This is a genomic window from Clostridiales bacterium, assembly GCA_014799665.1.
Taxonomy (GTDB): domain Bacteria; phylum Bacillota; class Clostridia; order Christensenellales; family Pumilibacteraceae; genus Anaerocaecibacter.
Genome location: JAAVHP010000004.1, coordinates 339,790 through 355,820 on the forward strand (window position 1 = coordinate 339,790; position 16,031 = coordinate 355,820).

Genomic DNA, 16,031 nt, shown 5'->3' on the forward strand with positions numbered 1-16,031 from the left:
CTTCCTTCTTGTTCACAAGAAGGAAGAAAACAAAAAATAATATAGGGCGGGAGCCCGAAGGAGTAAATATGCAAACCTACGGAATAGAAAAGTACGGGATCAAGAATCCCAAGAAAGTCGACCGCAACGTGACGCCTGCGATCCTCACCGAGGAAGCGCTCAAAACCGAGCCGTCGCAGCTCATGAACACGGGCGCGCTTCTCGTCGAAACGGGTGCGTACACCGGTCGTTCGCCTAAGGACAGATTCATCGTAGACGAGAAAGGCGTATCTGAAAAGATCGGCTGGGGCAGCGAGAACAAAAAGTTCCCGCTTGACAAGTTCGAGCTTATCTACAAGAAAGTCGGCGAGTACCTTTCGGGCAAGAACGTATATTTGTTCGACGGCTTCGCCGGCGCAGACCCCAAGTACAGAGTATCCGTTCGCGTGATCAACGAGTACGCATCCGAAAACCTGTTCATGAACAATATGCTCATTCGTCCTACCGACGCCGAGCTCAAAAGCTTTAAGGAAGACTACACGCTCATCGCAGTGCCCGGCTTGAAGCTCGATCCTAAGGAATGCGGCACCAACAGCGAAGCGGCGATCCTGCTCTGCTTGAATAAGAAACTCATTCTCGTCGTAGGCTCGAAGTACGCGGGCGAAATGAAGAAGTCCGTGTTCTCGCTCATGAACTACCTGCTCCCGCAGAAAGGCGTACTCGGTATGCACTGCTCGGCGAACATGGCGCTCGACGGTAGCGGCGATACCGCGCTGTTCTTCGGGCTTTCGGGCACGGGCAAGACCACGCTCTCTGCTGACCCCAAGCGCGGGCTTATCGGCGACGACGAGCACGGCTGGTCAGACGACGGCATTTTCAATATCGAGGGCGGCTGCTACGCCAAGTGCATCGACCTCAGCAAAGAGCACGAGCCCGAGATCTACGGCGCGATCAAGTTCGGCGCGCTTGTCGAGAACGTCGTTATCAATCCCGTAACGCGTGAGCCCGACTACAAGGACCGCTCGCTCACCGAGAACACGCGCGTATCGTACCCGATCGACTTCATTCCCAACAAGGTAGTTCCGTCGGTCGGCAAACATCCCAAGACCGTTATCTTCCTTACCGCCGACGCGTTCGGCGTGCTTCCGCCCGTTGCCAAGCTTACAAAGGAACAGGCGATGTTTTACTTCGTTTCGGGCTACACCTCCAAGGTCGCGGGCACGGAACGCGGCATTACCGATCCCGTCAGCACCTTCTCCACCTGCTTCGGCGCGCCGTTCATGCCGCTCCCGTCGGCTGTGTACGCCAAGCTCTTGGGCGAGAAGATCGAAAAGCACGGTTCGAGCGTGTACCTTATCAATACAGGCTGGACGGGCGGCGCTTACGGCGTAGGCAAGCGCATGAGCCTTCCCGCAACCCGCGCTATCGTCACCGCCGCGCTCGACGGCACGCTCGCTAACGTAGAGTACGAGACCGAGCCGTTCTTCGGGCTTGCGATCCCCAAGACCTGCCCGAACGTCGACAGCAATATCCTCAATCCCAAGAACGTATGGGCGGATAAAGCCGAGTACGATAGACTCGCCAAAAAGCTCGCAAAGGACTTCGCCGAGAACATCAAAAAGTACGACCTCGACGCGGCTATCGTCAATGCAGGCCCGAAAGCTTAGTAAGTAGAAATTATTAATTAGAAATTAAAAATAAAACGATCGCTCTTGTAAAATCATGGGCGGTCGTTTCGTTTTAGGACGAGATTCTTCGCTATGCTCAGAATGACAGGTCGGTAGTAGTGGCGTTGAGCAATAAATTAAGTAAGGAAAATATTCGGGCGCAGCGCAAAAATAATCCCCTAAGCAAATACACGGCATCAAAAAAATCTTGCCTACTTCTTTTCAAAGAAGTAGGGCGTAAACACTTGACAAATTTGCGGGGTGGGGTATAATATTACTGTGAATTTCATCTTTAAGGAGTTTATCATGAAAAAGACAATCTTATCTCTTTTGTTAGCTTCGGTAGTTGCGGCGTCGGCGTTCGGCATGGTTGCGTGCGGCGATAACGACGACGGAATAAACGGCAACACCGATCCCGCCACCATCAAGTCGGAACAGGTTGCGGACGAAGCGGCGTGGAAAGCGGCGTTCGACTATTCCGAAGTCAAGAACTATTCGTTGAAGATGACAATGGTCACCAAGCGCGGCGATTTAACTACCCGTGAAAACGAGGGAACGCTCGGTTTCGATACCGACAAATATATTTCGGAATACACGTCAAAAAGCTTGAAATACGATTATTTGACTGGTGAATACGTTAAGGAAAACGACGAGTATGTTTACGAAACATATGCCTCGCAAAGCGCGGGCGCGGTAATCGACGGCAAATACTACGAGTATGAGTACGACGACGAGGAAGAAGCTTGGTACAGAGAGGAGAGCGATGACGAGTTCGAGAATGATATGACGAGCTTGAAAGAACTCAAAGACGCATACAACGGATATGCCAAGTTCACTTTTGAGAACGGCGCGTATACCGCTACGTTTAACGAAGACGATAACGAGTACGCCAAAAATATCGCGACGAAAATTACCATAAAAATCAAGGACGGTAAGGTAATTTACGTTTCTTACTTGGAAGAATACGATATGATTATGGACGAGGACGGCGAAGAAACCGAACATAACTCGTATGAGCAAACCCTGCTTATCTACGGCGTAGGCACTACTATGGTTGGCGTCCCCGCAGAGTACAAAGAGTACGAAGAGGATGCGGAATAATCAATAATCATACATAAAAACAACCGCTCTCGTGAGATAAACGAGGACGGTTGTTTTTTTATAAAGTGAATGATATTGTTTAGTAATTACACCCTCCCCCAAGGGGTAGGTTAATAACGCAACGAAATTAATCGGGTGGAAAACAACTACAAATTATCTAAGTCCACACACGACACTAAAAGTTTCTTGCCTACTTCTTTTCAAAGAAGTAGGTTACTCGAAATCTTTTGTGAAGTTGCCGTTTTCAAAGACCTTCAAAGTTTTGCCGTCCTTGGTAAGCGCGGTGATTTCGAGGTCCTTGGTGCCGACCATAAAATCGACGTGCACGTCGCTGTCGTTAAGCCCGTGCTTTTTGAGCTCGGCTTTTTCTATATCCTCGCCGCCCTTAACGCAAGTGGGGTAGGCTTTACCGATAGCGAAATGACAGCTCGCGTTCTCGTCGAACAGCGTTTCGTAGAATAACGTGTGCAGCTTGCTTATGGGCGAGTCGTAGGGCACGAGCGCGATCTCACCGAGACTGTGGCTGCCCTCGTCCGTTTCGATTATGCCTTTGAGTACGTATCCGTTCGTCTTTGCCGAGTAGTCGACTATGCGCCCGCCTTTTAGCGTGAGCGACAGCCCCTCTATGATCTTGCCCTGATAGCATAGCGGCATGGACGCCTTGATAACGCCGTCTATGCGGTTGCAGTCGGGTGCGGAGAACACTTCCTCGGTCGGCATATTCGCGTTAAAGATCATGCCGTTGCACTCCTCCGCGCCGCCCGCGAAAATATAGTTCTCGGGCAGACCGACGGTGACGTCGGTGCCCAGCTTGTTCTTGTAGGTGAGCGATACGATATTCGCGGCGTTGAGCTTATCCGATCGGCTTTTGAGCTCCGCCGCGTGCTTCTTCCACGCCTCGACGGGATCGTCGTTATTGACACGCGTCGTCTTGGCAATGTACTTGGCAAGTTTTTTGTACGCTTCGCGCGGTTTGAGATCGGGGAACATGAGCGTCGCCCAATCGGGATGCGGGTAGGCGATTATCGACCACTTAACGCGATTGGACATCGACTTTTCGTAGTAGCGTGCAAGCCCTTTCATGTCCGCGCGGCGCGATGAAGTGATCTTGGCGGCGTCGGCGTCTTTGAGCCCGTTCGGGTCCTCACAAATAACGTTGATAACGCACCCGTTCACGTCGGCGAAATAATTGCGCTCCTCGTACACGAACTGTGGTTTGTTGGTCAGCGTTTCGGTCGCTTGATATGCGAAATCGAGTTTGTCGAGCTCGCCGTCGCGGTACTTAACGTGCACGCGCTTGGCGCCGCGCTCGTAGCACAGCTTGACTATCTCGTGCGTGAGCTCTACGGCGTACACCGACGAGATAACCAGCACTTCTTCGCCTTTCTGAACGTTTACGCCCGAATGCACTACCGCTTTCGCGAGCGCCTTATTGAATTTTTTCATATATCCTCCAAACTATTTTATACTTACTATTACGGGAAAGTCGGTTACTTCGAGCTTGTATACCGCTTCGCAACCGAGATCGGGATAGGCGACAAGCTCGCACGACTTGACTCGGCTCTGGTACAGCGCCGCCGCGCCGCCTATCGCCGAAAAATACACCGCGCCGTTATCCTTTATAGCTTGTGTAACCGCGGCGTTTCTTACCCCTTTGCCGATCATGACTTTCAGTCCGTTTTCTATCAGTAGCGGAGTGACCTTATCCATGCGCCCGCTGGTGGTCGGTCCGCAGCTGCCTATGGGCTTGCCCTCGGGCGCAGGCGTAGGTCCGCAATAGTAGATCGCCGCGCCGTCGAGCGCGAACGGCAATTGCTCGCCGTGCTCGATAGCGTAAGCCATGCGCTTGTGTGCCTGGTCGCGCGCGGTATACACCGTGCCGTTGAGCGAAACCACTTCGCTCACGACGAGCGTTTGTATTTGCTTAGAAGTAAGAGGAAGTTTTAACTGTTTGTTTGACATAACTATTCCAAAAACCTATATCACTACTTTACCGTGCCGCATACTGTGGCATTGAAGATTGACGGCTACGGGCAGCATACCGATATGCGTGGGTGCGGTCTCGATATTGACGGCGAGCGCGGTGACCTTGCCGCCGAGCGCGCCCACGCCGATCCCCAAGTCGTTGACCTTTTGCAAAATTCGTTTTTCCAGCTCGGCGATATCCTCGCGCGGGTTCGCGTTCCCCACGCCGCGGAGTATGGCGCGTTTGGACAGCATACACGACGTTTCGGTCACGCCACCTATACCTACACCGACCACGAGCGGGGGACAGGCGTTGCGCCCGCCTTTCTCCACCGCGTCGACAACTGCGTTTACTATTCCGTCGTTGCCGTCGGCAGGGGTGAGCATATACAGTTTGGACATATTCTCACTGCCCGCGCCCTTGGCGAGGTATGTAATTTCGAGCTTGTCGCCAGCGACGATTTCCGTCTCGATAATAGCCGGCGTGTTGTCGCCCGTGTTCAGCCGAGTGATAGGATCGGCGACAGACTTGCGCGCAGTTGTGTACGCCTTTTTTACCGCGGACTGCAATGCGGCGTTAAGCCCGTTTATATGTAAGTCCTCGCCCAGCCGAACGAAGAAAACCGCTTGCCCCGTGTCTTGACAGCAGTACACGCGGTCGCGTTCGGCTATCTTGTTGTTCTCGACGATAAGCGCGGCGGCGGTGCGTTCGAGTTCGCTGTTCGTCGCGATATTTTCGAGCGCGGAAGTTACCGCGCGGTCGGGAACGGTAAGACACTCGGTTATGAGCGCCGATACTTTTTCGATTATTTCACTTTGGTCGATAGTTCTCATTTGGTTATATTCTAACATATCGCGCGCGCAATGGCAATTAAAATTACTTGATTTTGATTTACCGATAATATATAATAATATGTATGAGCTTGAAGATTTGTTCACTCGCGTCGGGTTCGAAAGGCAACTGCTGTTTCGTGTCCGACGGGCATACCGATATTCTTATCGACCTCGGGATTTCGACGGCGCGCGCCGAAAAATGCTTGCGCGTTTTGGGCTGCGATCCCGACGCCATTTCGGTATGCGTTACGCACTCGCATTCGGACCATATCGGCGGGCTCAAAACCTATAACAAAAAGCACCCGTCCGTCAAGGTCTTTTGCCAGCGTGAGAGCGAGTACGCTATCAAGCGGTCTGCGGGCGTTACGCCCGAGGTCGCACCGCGCGAGTTCAATATAGGCACGCTCACCGTTACGGCTATCGAAGCGCTCCATGACGTGCCGTGCTTCGGGTATATTATCTCTGACGGAAACAAGCGCGTGTCGGTCATGACCGACGTGGGTATGCTCAGCGAGAAACAACTTGTAGCGCTTTCGGCGTGCGATATAGTTATGCTTGAATCAAATCACGATAGGGATATGCTGCGCGCCAATCCCACGTACACGCCCATGCTGAAAGCGCGTATAGCGTCCAGTCACGGGCATTTGTCCAACGCCGCTTGCGCCGACGCGTGCGCATTCCTCGCGGCGAACGGTGTTAGGAATTTTATTCTTGCGCACTTGTCAGAGGAGAATAACACTCAACAGCTTGCGCTCGACGAGGTGAAGAAAGCTCTGGACAAAACAGGCGTTGACGGCGTGCGAGTTGTCGCCGCTACGCAGAACGAAATGACGGGGCTGTTTGTGGTATGCTGAAAAGACCGACTTCGCCGCGCAAATACGATTACTGCTCGGCTTGCACTTTCTATCTCGGTGCGATAATATCGACGCTTATTTGCCAAGCTACGGCGGGCGTGTTGTCGGCAGGGCTTGCGGGGAGCTTTCCCGATATAGCCAAGAACGGTGATTTCAATACGGCGTTTATGATCTTCGTTCAGGTCGTGAACGGCGCGTTCATTTTCTTTTTCAGCTGGCTCAATAACTATAAATTCGACTTTACGCTGTTTGCCGATAAAGCGCAGAAAAAAAGCAAGCTTTTTTACGTTGCGCTTTTCGTCGTGCCCGTGCTTTGCGCGGGACTGCTACTTACGGGAATGTACCTGCCCACCGTTTGGTACGGCTATTTTACGACGTACGTGCTTAAAATGTCGCCCGACATAGGCAATATAAGTATAGACACAAGCTCGGCGCTAGCCATGCTGATTATCGCTTCGGTATTCCTTGCGCCCGTGTGCGAGGAAATAATATACCGCGGTGTGCTCGCTACGGGGCTGAGGAAAAAGAAGTCCGCGACCGTTGCGATCGTGCTGTCCGCACTCGCGTTCATGCTAATGCACATGAGCCCCGCGCAGGTCGTTTTCCAATTCGCGCTCGGCGCGGTGTCGGCGTTTATACTACTAAAAAGCGGACGGCTCTTGCCGTCGATCTTGCTTCACGCAACGGCTAACTCGCTCGCGCTCGTTATCGACCTTACGCCGCTCGGCGCCGGGCTCGGCGACTGCGTAGCGTGGCTTACGAACAATATAGCGGCGGCGTTCTTTATTACGCTCGGGCTTTTCGTTGCGTGCGGCGCGATTATTTTCGTGCTTGTGTGGTTCGGTTTTAACTTGGGTAAAACGCAAGAAAAAACGGAAGCCGAAGGGCAAGCGAATCCGTCCGCCGACGGCGAAAGCGGCGAGCAAAAAGCGCCCGAAGCCGTTAAGCGCGACGAGATCATCTCGGCGGCGCGCGATAGGGAAGGTAAGGTCAGGTTCTTTATAGGTATTGGGATCTGTGCGCTGCTATTGATTGTCAATCTTGTAGCGGGGTATTTTTGATGACGCCGCTGTGGTTAAAACGCGACTGCCGCGCGGTTTCGCTCGCGCTGTGCTCGGCTATAATCGGCGTGGTGGTTATGCGCATAATCACGTACTTTGCGCCGCTCCCGTACTCGACATACGGCGACGAAATCTTGCAGTCGGCGGTGTTCTCCATCCCTACGCAATTACTGTTCTTTTTGGCGATACCGTTTTGCATATACAAGTTCTACGGCGGGCGCACGGTCAAGCAAACGCTCGAATTTTCGTCCGTCGGGCGGTTCAGGGCGTACTATCTTTTGGCTATACCGCTTGGCGTGTGCGTGTACTTCCTTACGATAGGAATATCGTCGGCGTGGTCGGGACTGCTGTCGCTTACGGGGTACGTGTCCAGTTCGAGCTCGCTCGATAAGCCGACCGAGTTCGCGGCGTGGATGCTCATAACCGAAATTTTTCTTACGGCGGTACTGCCCGCGGTGTGCGAGGAATTCGTCATGCGCGGCGGACTGCTTACAACGGCTAAGCGCTCGTTCAAAACCGTTTTTTGCGTCGTGCTGTGCGGCGTAATTTTCGGGTTGTTCCACCAAAATATTCGGCAGGTGTTTTACACCTCGCTGTTCGGCGCGCTCGCGGCGTTCTTAACGCTCAAAACCAAAAGCCTGTACCCCGCAATGCTGATGCACTTCGTCAATAATTTCATGAGCGTGTATATCGACTACGCGAGCGACTACGGCTTTTTCGGCGGCAACATTTTCTCGGTAATGGGCGCGCTGCCGAGCTGGATGCTCGCGCTGCTGTTCATGATAGTGGCTGTGGCGGCTGCGGCGCTCGTCGTGTTCATGCTCTACCTCGAAGATAAGCGGGTGATAGGCGCGCGCCGCGAAGCGGTACGGCGCATTGCCGCGACGACTGCGGACGAGCCCGACCGTGCGGCTGCGCTCGAACGCGAGCTAGAACACGGCTTGGCGAGCTACCGCAAGCCTCGATACAAGATCGAAACGGCGGATATAATAGTGGGCGTGTCGGTGTGCGCCGTCGCGCTGTGTACGACTGTGTTTACCTACGTTTGGGGGTTCATGTATTGAAAAAGATAAAAATTGTGTGCGTGGGCAAAGCGAGTAAATCGTTTTGCCGCGACGGGTGCGACGAGTACCTTAAACGCCTGAAAGGCTTTTTCGACGTGAGCGTTACAGAGATACCCGAACAGCCCACGATAAAAAAGGAATGCGACGAAATCATAAAGAGGGTGGATTCGCCGTGCGTGCTCATGGATATAGGCGGCGACTGTGTTTCGAGCGAGGAGCTCAGCAATATCGTCAAGACAGAGCTCGAACGAAGCGATACTCTGTATTTCGTTATAGGCGGGGCGAGCGGCGTGGACGAGCGCGTGCGTGAGATCGCAAAACGGCGCATATCGTTCGGGCGCGTGACCTATCCGCACCAGCTCTGTCGGCTGTTATTGTGCGAGCAATTGTACCGCGCCGCGACGATCATAAAGGGCGTTCCGTATCATAAATAATTTGGAATTAAGAATTCAGAATTAAGAATTGAGGGCTCGCTTCGCTCGTGAAACATCTAATCACCACTCAGTGGTCAATAATTCTGAATTCTACATTCTCAATTCTTAATTTTAGATAATATACTATACTATGTATTTGGTAGAACAGGTATATAACGCATTGTCGGCTTCGTCTGCCGACGTGACCTCGATCGGCAAGAGCGTGAGCGGACTCGACATACTCTGCGCACATCTCGGTTCGTACTCTACGCCGCAAGTCATAATCACAGCTGGCATACACGCGCGCGAATGCTACACCGCGCTAGTCGTTCTCAGACAAATCGAAGTGTGGCGTAACACGGTCGGCGGCGTGTACTTCATTCCGTTGGTCAACCCCGACGGCGCGATATTCTTCGAGAGCGGCGAAACGTTGGGTAGCCCCGTGCTAAGTAAGTTCGCTTCGCAACATCAGTTTTGGAAAGCCAACGCGGCGGGCGTCGATCTTAACGTCAACTTCGACGCGAACTGGGGAACGGGCAAACAGAATAAGCGGGTAGTCGGTCCGTCAGATTATATCGGCGAATATCCGTTCAGCGCGCCCGAGAGTAGGGCATTGCGCGACTTCACGCTCAAAGTCAAGCCGCAGGCAACGGTCAGCTATCACGCACTCGGCGGCGAACTGTATTGGGAGTTCTTCCAGAAAGGCGAAGCACGCGTGCGCGATGAGAAGTTCGCAACCGCCGTCGCCGACTATATCGGCGTTAAAAAGGTGGACGGCGATTTGGGTTCGGCGGGCGGATACAAGGACTGGTGCATACAAACGCTCGGCATCCCTGCGGTGACTATCGAGCTCGTCGAGTACGGTAAGCATCCGCTTCTGCCCAAAAACTTCGCCGACGATATCGAGCGAAACCAATACCTGCCCGAATTTATTTTGAATTATTTATCCGATTAAAGGAAGCTTATGGATACCGAAGAAGTAAAACAATACGACGAGCGCGACGAAAGGTTCATGCGCTTGACGCTCGAAAAACTGAAAGATTGTCCGGAATGCGAAGTGCCGGTAGCCGCGATCGTCGTTCAAGGCGACGAGGTGGTGGGCGTGGGCGTGAATATGCGCAACACCGAATTCGACCCGACGGGGCACGCCGAGATCGTGGCGATACGCGACGCGGCGAAACGGTTACAGCGTTGGAATTTGGCGGAGTGCGAGCTTTACGTCACGCTCGAACCGTGCGTAATGTGCGCGGGCGCGATAGTGTACTCGCGCATAAAACGCGTGGTGTACGGCGCAAAGGATCTGCGGTTCGGCGCGTGCGGAACGGCGATAGATATTGCGCGGTGTGACAAGCTCAACCACCGCGCCGAGGTGGTCGGCGGCGTGCTCGAAAACGAATGCCTCGCGCCCATTCAAGCGTTTTTCAAGGCGAAGCGCAAGCCCAAGGACAAGCCCGAAGATTAGAAGTATATTAAATCTCGTCGAATAGCTTTGTCGGGATTGACAAAAATTACGTTTTGGGATATAATTCTAACATCAGACAAGCATTATAAAGGACGGTCGTCATGATAACGGGTAGGATACTGAATAAGATAATAAACATTTTTACGGGGCTGTTCGGCATAGCCACGCTCGTGCTTATGCTCATAGTATATCTCAATAATCTTGCGGGAATTATCCCGAGCGATATTGCGATAAAAATCGGCGCAGCGCGTAACTATTGCACGCTCGCGACGGTGTTCTGCGCGGGCGTAGAGTTCACGCTCAAACGCAATATTATTTTCGCTATCGTGTTCGCGTGCATAATCGTGGCGGTCGCCGCGTTCATGATCTACACCGACGTGGCGATATAAAAGGAGGGTAGAATGACGTTTACCGATTTATTTACAGATCCCGCATACTTGATATACGGTATCACAATGGTTTTGTTCATACCCATGCTGTTATTCAGCGTGATTGCGTCTATACGCGTCAATACCGTTTTCAGTAAGTATAACGGCATTATGGGTTCGTCGGGAATTTCGGCACAGGGGTACGTGCGCAACTTCCTTGCCGAGCAGGGCGTAGACGGCATTAAGTTCGCCGCCGTGCGCGGTTCGCTTACCGATAACTTCAATCCCACGACTAAGACTATATCGCTGTCCGACACCGTGCGCAACTCGGCGTCGATCGGCGCGATAGGCGTCGCCTGCCACGAGGCGGGGCACGCCGTTCAGCACGCCAAGAACTATTTCTTTTCTTCGGCTCGGCTCAAACTCGTGCCTATCGTCAATTTCGCAAGCACCATGATGTATCCCATATTTATAATAGGATATATTTTGGGGTTTGCCAGTCCTTACACTGCTATCGGCAGAATATTTTTGATGGTCGGTCTTGTCGTAATGGGACTTACTCTGTTGTTCTCGCTCGTCACGCTCCCCACCGAGTTCGACGCGAGCCGCAGAGCGTATAAATACCTCAAAACCTGTTTGCTCCCCGACGAGGCGGCGGGCGTTAAAAAAGTTCTCCGCGCCGCGGCTATGACCTACGTGGCTTCGTTCATGGTGACGGCGTTGCAGTTCCTGCGTTTGCTCGCGATTCTAATGATGGGAAGAAATAGAAATAGAAATAGGTAAGTATAGATAGCGGGTAAGGTATATTTTCTTATCCGCTATTTTTAAAGTGGCGGGAAAGTTATATATAACGATATGAATTTAATCGGGTGGAACGACCAACGAACCACATAAGTAAACACACGAAACTAAAAGTTTCTTGCCTACTTCTTTTCAAAGAAGTAGGGGAAATAGTTGACAAATAGTAATATTTATTGTATAATACCGATTGCACCGTGGAGTGTAGCGGTTTAGTCTACCCCGATATAAACCGAACGCTTTGCGGAAGCGCGGCGGCGTGAAACGTTTGCGCTTATCGTTCGGGTATGTTCAGTCACGTACGCGAACGCCATAAAAAACTATTTTTTACGAGGTTGTTTTCGATGAAAACATTGATGGCAAATAAGGTTAATTCCCGTACCGCCGATTACAAGATCGGTGGCAAGGAATACACGCGCAACTGGTACGTCGTCGACGCGGCGGGCGTTCCGCTCGGCAGGCTTGCTTCGCAGGTCGCAGCCGTTCTCAAAGGCAAGACCAAACCCGAGTACACCCCCAACAGCGACGTAGGCGATTTCGTTATCGTTATCAATACGGACAAGGTAGTGCTCACGGGCGACAAGCTCAACAAAAAGCTTCGCACCTACCACACCGGGTACATGGGCGGGCTCAAACAGCAGAAATATTCCCACTTCTTGGAAGAAAATTCGGACAAGGCTGTCGTCAAAGCGGTTAAGGGTATGCTTCCCAAAAATTCGCTCGGGCGCGCGATGGCTAAAAAGCTCAAAGTCTTCAAGGGCGCAGAGCACAACCATCAAGCACAAAAACCTACACCGCTCGCTATCGTTTACAACGACAGCGCCAAATAAGATTACGAGGTAATATATCATGGCAGCTAAATCCACTGCGAAGAAGAAAGTTCAATATTGGGGCACGGGCAGGCGCAAAAAAGCCGTTGCGCGCGTAAGAGTTCTTGCGGGCGGCTCGGGCACGATCACCATTAACAAGCGTTCGCTCGACGATTATTTCCCGCTCGACACGCTCAAACTTATCGTCAACCAGCCGTTTGCCGAGACCGATACCGTCGGCAAGTTCGACGTTATCGTCAACGTTCGCGGCGGCGGCTACACCGGTCAGGCGGGCGCTATCCGTCACGGCATTTCGCGCGCGCTCTGCAACGTGGACGCCACTTACCGTCCCGCGCTCAAAAAAGCAGGCTTCTTGACCCGCGACCCGAGAATGAAAGAGCGCAAGAAATACGGTCTTAAGAAAGCGCGTAAAGCTCCTCAGTTCTCCAAGCGTTAATCAATGCATTCGCATTTGCTTGGGGTCGGCGAGCTTCTCGACGCACACGGCACGCTTCAACAGAGCGGGTACGCGTACTCGCAGGTCAAGTCTTACGACCGTGCCGCGATCAAGGCGAGCAAGCTCCGTATCAAAGAGTGGGACTATTACTACTTCGGCGACAGCAAGTTCGCCGTGGCGCTCACCGTCGCAGACAACTCGTATATGTCGCTTGCGTCGGTGTCGCTTATCGACTTCGAGCATATTCGCTATATAACCAAGAGCAAGATCGGGCTGCTCAGTAGGGGCAAGCTCAATATGCCGAGTACATGTTCGTGCGGCGACGTTAGAATAGCGAAAGGCGGCGTAAAAATCGAGTTCACGATTGACGAGACCGGACAGCGCAAGCTCAATGCCGAGTTTCCTAAGTTCGACGGAAAAACGAACTTTAAATGCGAGATCGAGCTCGATCCGACAACGGGCGATAACATAACGGTAGCTATCCCGTTCAAAAAGCGCAAACAGTTCTATTACAACACCAAGATCAATTGTCTGTGCGGCAAGGGCTGGTTCGAGGTCGGCGACGAACGGTATACGTTCGACAACGGCATCGGCGGGCTCGACTGGGGCAGGGGCGTTTGGCCGTATAAGAATAAATGGTATTGGTCGTCGCTGTCGTGCGTTCTGGACGACGGCACGCCGTTCGGGCTAAACCTGGGCTATGGCTTCGGTATGCCGACGGCGAGCGAGAACGTCATTTTCTACAACGGCAAGGCGAACAAGCTACGCAACGTAACTTTCGATATCCCGTTTACGCTTGAAAAGCCGGACTACCTTAAACCGTGGAAGATCGCGGACGATAGCGGTAGGCTGGATATAACGTTCTTCCCCATGGTCGACAGGAAAGATAAAATGCACGCGCTGTGCCTAATGACCGACCAGCACCAGGTGTTCGGGAAGTTCTACGGCAACGTGACGCTCGACGACGGACGAGTGATCGCCGTCACGAACAAAATCGGCTTCGCCGAATACGTTCGAAACAAATGGTAAACAACAATTAAATACTACCGTCCGTGATAGCACGGACGGCGAATGGAGAGATGGCTGAGCGGCTGAAGGCACTCGCTTGGAAAGCGGGCATACTGTAACAGGTATCGCGGGTTCGAACCCCGCTCTCTCCGCCATATTTAGTACCCGAAAAGGATGCTGACAAAAAATCACCGAACATATAGTGTGTTCGGTGATTTTTTGCTATACACAGATACAAAATATAGTAATAGCAATACTGAAAACTATCTTTGTTTTTTATGGATGGCTTTTTAGAGTTTTTGAAATGAACAGGATTTGAACGCCATGTCTTTTCCAATTACGCTTTTCTACATTATTTCTTGCAATCGTTTCAAAAATATTTCCGCGCATTTCGGAAAGACCTGATACTTCTTCCAAGCAATATCAAGATGAGAAATAAGAGTGGGGTAAAGCGGTCTGAAACAAAGATTGCTGTTTCCGCTCGTGTTAATGATTTTGTCGAGAGTGACGGCATAACCAACGCCTTCTTCTACAAGTAGCGACATATTGTATAGCAAATTGCCCGTTGCGATTACGCTGAGTTCTTCCGTGTCTTTTCTGAACCATTCGCTTATCATATTTTTGCCGTGCGCTTGGCGAGAAAGAATAAGCGGTTTATCCCATAAATCTTCGGGCGATATGTTTTCCTTTTCGGCAAGCGGGCTGTCTTTTCTCATAAGCACGCCCCAAGTATCATAGAGCGGCAACTGAATATAATCGTATTTGCTCACGTCAAATGGCTCTATAAAAATACCAAAATCAATAAGCCCTTTATCAAGCCTTTCAGAAATCGTACCGCTGTCGCCGCTGAACAAATGATATTTGACGTCAGGGTAATCTTTTTGCACGCTATGAGCTGTTTTTGCTATAAGTCCCATAACATAGCTTTCTCCGCCGCCAATATGAATATCGCCGCTAATATCCGTAATGGGTGCATTCAATTCGTTTTCGGTCTTGTTATACAATTCGATAATTTCTTCCGCACGCTTGCGAAGTAGCTGTCCTGCTTCCGTGAGCGTGATTTTTCTTGTACCGCGAATAAAAAGCTGTTGTCCTATTTCTTTTTCAAGGTTTTGCATTTGCCGTGATAGATTGGGTTGGGTAACAAATAATGCTTCCGCTGCTTTGGAAATGCTTTGTTCACGGGCAACCGCCAAAAAGTATTTTAATTCTCTCAATTCCATAATACACCGCCTTGTACAAAGTATAGCATAAATTCAATATGCGTGTCAATTATGGGTATGTCATAAAATATAAGTATTTGATATATGATTAAAATTGCCGTATAATATAGCCATACAAGGATTTTAGGAGAATAAAAATGAACATTTTAGTTCTGAATGGCAGACCGCGCCCTAACGGTAACACAAAGAAAATGGTTGAAGCATTCCGCAAAGGTGCTGAATCGGTAGGACACGCCGTGCATATTATCGACGTTTGCAAAAAGAATATCGGTGGGTGCATTGCCTGCGAGTATTGCCATACAAAAGGAAACGGTAGTTGTATGCAAAAAGACGATATGCAGGAAATATATGCGCTTTTGAAAACTTCCGAAATGTTGGTTATAGCATCGCCTATTTATTATCACGGAATATCGGGGCAACTGAAATGTGTTATAGACCGTTTCTATTCGGCGGCTTATCCCGTGTGTCCGCCTAATCTTAAAAAGGTCGCAATGATTTTAAGTTCGGGCGATTGCAAAATGTATGACGGTGCATTGTTTTCATTTAAGGGCGATTTCCTTGATTATCTCGGTTTGGAAAATATGGGCGTTTATACGGCGCACGGTTATGAGAACGGCTCGGATAAGAAGTTAAAAGAACTTGAAGCATTCGGGCGGTCGTTAAAATGAAAAATATTAAGGAGTAAATATATGGATACGAAATTAAATTTGACGAAAGAATGGGATAAAGTTTTCCCTAAAAGCGAAAAGGTAAATCACGAAAAAGTTATCTTTCACAACCGTTACGGAATAACGCTTGTGGCGGACCTGTATATACCGAAGAACGCAAAAGGCAAACTTCCCGCTATTGCGGTTTGCGGTCCGTTCGGCGCAGTAAAAGAACAGTCGTCGGGGCTTTACGCGCAGGAAATGGCAGAGCGCGGATTTTTGACGATTGCCTTCGATCCTTCCTTCACGGGTGAAAGCGGT

At 51.0% G+C, this 16,031-nt stretch carries 19 protein-coding genes and 1 tRNA gene; 16 read left to right on the forward strand and 4 right to left on the reverse strand.

Translation table 11 applies throughout. The features are described 5' to 3' along the window. The first annotated feature begins 68 nt into the window (after positions 1 to 68). Together pckA and HDT28_02150 are read left to right on the forward strand one after the other, a co-directional pair. Positions 69 to 1,646, forward strand: coding sequence for a phosphoenolpyruvate carboxykinase (ATP) (gene pckA, locus HDT28_02145; protein ID MBD5131385.1), 1,578 nt, complete (start codon positions 69 to 71; stop codon positions 1,644 to 1,646). Positions 1,647 to 1,952: 306 nt separating this feature from the next. Then, positions 1,953 to 2,747, forward strand: coding sequence for a hypothetical protein (locus HDT28_02150; protein MBD5131386.1), 795 nt, complete (start codon positions 1,953 to 1,955; stop codon positions 2,745 to 2,747). Positions 2,748 to 2,960: 213 nt separating this feature from the next. Here HDT28_02150 and HDT28_02155 read toward each other — a convergent pair whose 3' ends face one another. From HDT28_02155 to HDT28_02165, 3 genes are read right to left on the reverse strand one after another with little or no spacing between them, the layout of a single operon-like run. Further along, the gene (locus HDT28_02155; protein MBD5131387.1) at positions 2,961 to 4,193 is read right to left on the reverse strand and encodes an aminopeptidase; all 1,233 of its coding nucleotides are present in this window, start codon (positions 4,191 to 4,193) and stop codon (positions 2,961 to 2,963) included. Positions 4,194 to 4,205: 12 nt separating this feature from the next. Further along, on the reverse strand, positions 4,206 to 4,709 hold the full coding sequence (locus HDT28_02160) for a TRZ/ATZ family protein (protein MBD5131388.1): 504 nt from the start codon (positions 4,707 to 4,709) through the stop codon (positions 4,206 to 4,208). Between the two features lie 15 nt (positions 4,710 to 4,724). Next, positions 4,725 to 5,546 (reverse strand): fumarate hydratase, encoded by an 822-nt coding sequence (locus HDT28_02165; protein MBD5131389.1) that lies wholly within the window; start codon positions 5,544 to 5,546, stop codon positions 4,725 to 4,727. 83 nt (positions 5,547 to 5,629) lie between these two features. On the opposite strand from HDT28_02165, the gene HDT28_02170 reads away from it, so the two are divergent. The 12 genes from HDT28_02170 (at position 5,630) to HDT28_02225 (ending at position 13,995) form a co-directional block, all read left to right on the forward strand. Next, positions 5,630 to 6,400, forward strand: coding sequence for an MBL fold metallo-hydrolase (locus HDT28_02170; protein MBD5131390.1), 771 nt, complete (start codon positions 5,630 to 5,632; stop codon positions 6,398 to 6,400). After that, on the forward strand, positions 6,394 to 7,461 hold the full coding sequence (locus HDT28_02175; GenBank protein MBD5131391.1) for a CPBP family intramembrane metalloprotease: 1,068 nt from the start codon (positions 6,394 to 6,396) through the stop codon (positions 7,459 to 7,461). The genes HDT28_02170 and HDT28_02175 overlap by 7 nt, the downstream gene beginning before the upstream one ends. Next, positions 7,461 to 8,525 carry a CPBP family intramembrane metalloprotease gene (locus HDT28_02180; protein MBD5131392.1) on the forward strand — a complete coding sequence of 355 codons (1,065 nt, stop codon included), beginning with the start codon at positions 7,461 to 7,463 and terminating at the stop codon, positions 8,523 to 8,525. The genes HDT28_02175 and HDT28_02180 overlap by 1 nt, the downstream gene beginning before the upstream one ends. Further along, entirely contained in the window at positions 8,522 to 8,959 is a 438-nt protein-coding gene (locus HDT28_02185) for a 23S rRNA (pseudouridine(1915)-N(3))-methyltransferase RlmH (GenBank protein MBD5131393.1), read from the forward strand. Before HDT28_02180 ends, HDT28_02185 begins: the two co-directional genes overlap by 4 nt. 136 nt (positions 8,960 to 9,095) lie before the next feature. Then, on the forward strand, positions 9,096 to 9,893 hold the full coding sequence (locus HDT28_02190; protein MBD5131394.1) for a hypothetical protein: 798 nt from the start codon (positions 9,096 to 9,098) through the stop codon (positions 9,891 to 9,893). 9 nt (positions 9,894 to 9,902) lie between these two features. Then, positions 9,903 to 10,400 (forward strand): nucleoside deaminase, encoded by a 498-nt coding sequence (locus tag HDT28_02195; protein MBD5131395.1) that lies wholly within the window; start codon positions 9,903 to 9,905, stop codon positions 10,398 to 10,400. Between the two features lie 101 nt (positions 10,401 to 10,501). Next, on the forward strand, positions 10,502 to 10,789 hold the full coding sequence (locus HDT28_02200) for a hypothetical protein (protein MBD5131396.1): 288 nt from the start codon (positions 10,502 to 10,504) through the stop codon (positions 10,787 to 10,789). A 12-nt stretch (positions 10,790 to 10,801) separates the two neighbouring features. Beyond that, positions 10,802 to 11,551: a zinc metallopeptidase gene (locus HDT28_02205; protein MBD5131397.1), complete on the forward strand. Its 750-nt coding sequence runs from the start codon at positions 10,802 to 10,804 to the stop codon at positions 11,549 to 11,551. A gap of 371 nt (positions 11,552 to 11,922) precedes the next feature. Then, the gene (gene rplM, locus HDT28_02210; GenBank protein MBD5131398.1) at positions 11,923 to 12,396 is read left to right on the forward strand and encodes a 50S ribosomal protein L13; all 474 of its coding nucleotides are present in this window, start codon (positions 11,923 to 11,925) and stop codon (positions 12,394 to 12,396) included. A gap of 19 nt (positions 12,397 to 12,415) precedes the next feature. Continuing rightward, complete coding sequence (gene rpsI, locus HDT28_02215; protein ID MBD5131399.1) at positions 12,416 to 12,832, forward strand: 30S ribosomal protein S9; 417 nt, start codon at positions 12,416 to 12,418, stop codon at positions 12,830 to 12,832. Between the two features lie 3 nt (positions 12,833 to 12,835). Further along, on the forward strand, positions 12,836 to 13,861 hold the full coding sequence (locus HDT28_02220) for a DUF2804 domain-containing protein (protein MBD5131400.1): 1,026 nt from the start codon (positions 12,836 to 12,838) through the stop codon (positions 13,859 to 13,861). 44 nt (positions 13,862 to 13,905) lie between these two features. Next, a tRNA-Ser gene (locus HDT28_02225) sits at positions 13,906 to 13,995 on the forward strand. Between the two features lie 192 nt (positions 13,996 to 14,187). Here HDT28_02225 and HDT28_02230 read toward each other — a convergent pair. After that, complete coding sequence (locus HDT28_02230) at positions 14,188 to 15,063, reverse strand: LysR family transcriptional regulator (protein ID MBD5131401.1); 876 nt, start codon at positions 15,061 to 15,063, stop codon at positions 14,188 to 14,190. 137 nt (positions 15,064 to 15,200) lie between these two features. On the opposite strand from HDT28_02230, the gene HDT28_02235 reads away from it, so the two are divergent. Together HDT28_02235 and HDT28_02240 are read left to right on the forward strand one after the other, a co-directional pair. Beyond that, on the forward strand, positions 15,201 to 15,731 hold the full coding sequence (locus HDT28_02235) for a flavodoxin family protein (GenBank protein MBD5131402.1): 531 nt from the start codon (positions 15,201 to 15,203) through the stop codon (positions 15,729 to 15,731). A 21-nt stretch (positions 15,732 to 15,752) separates the two neighbouring features. Continuing rightward, the coding region (locus HDT28_02240) for an alpha/beta hydrolase (GenBank protein MBD5131403.1) at positions 15,753 to 16,031 on the forward strand (279 nt) is incomplete at its 3' end.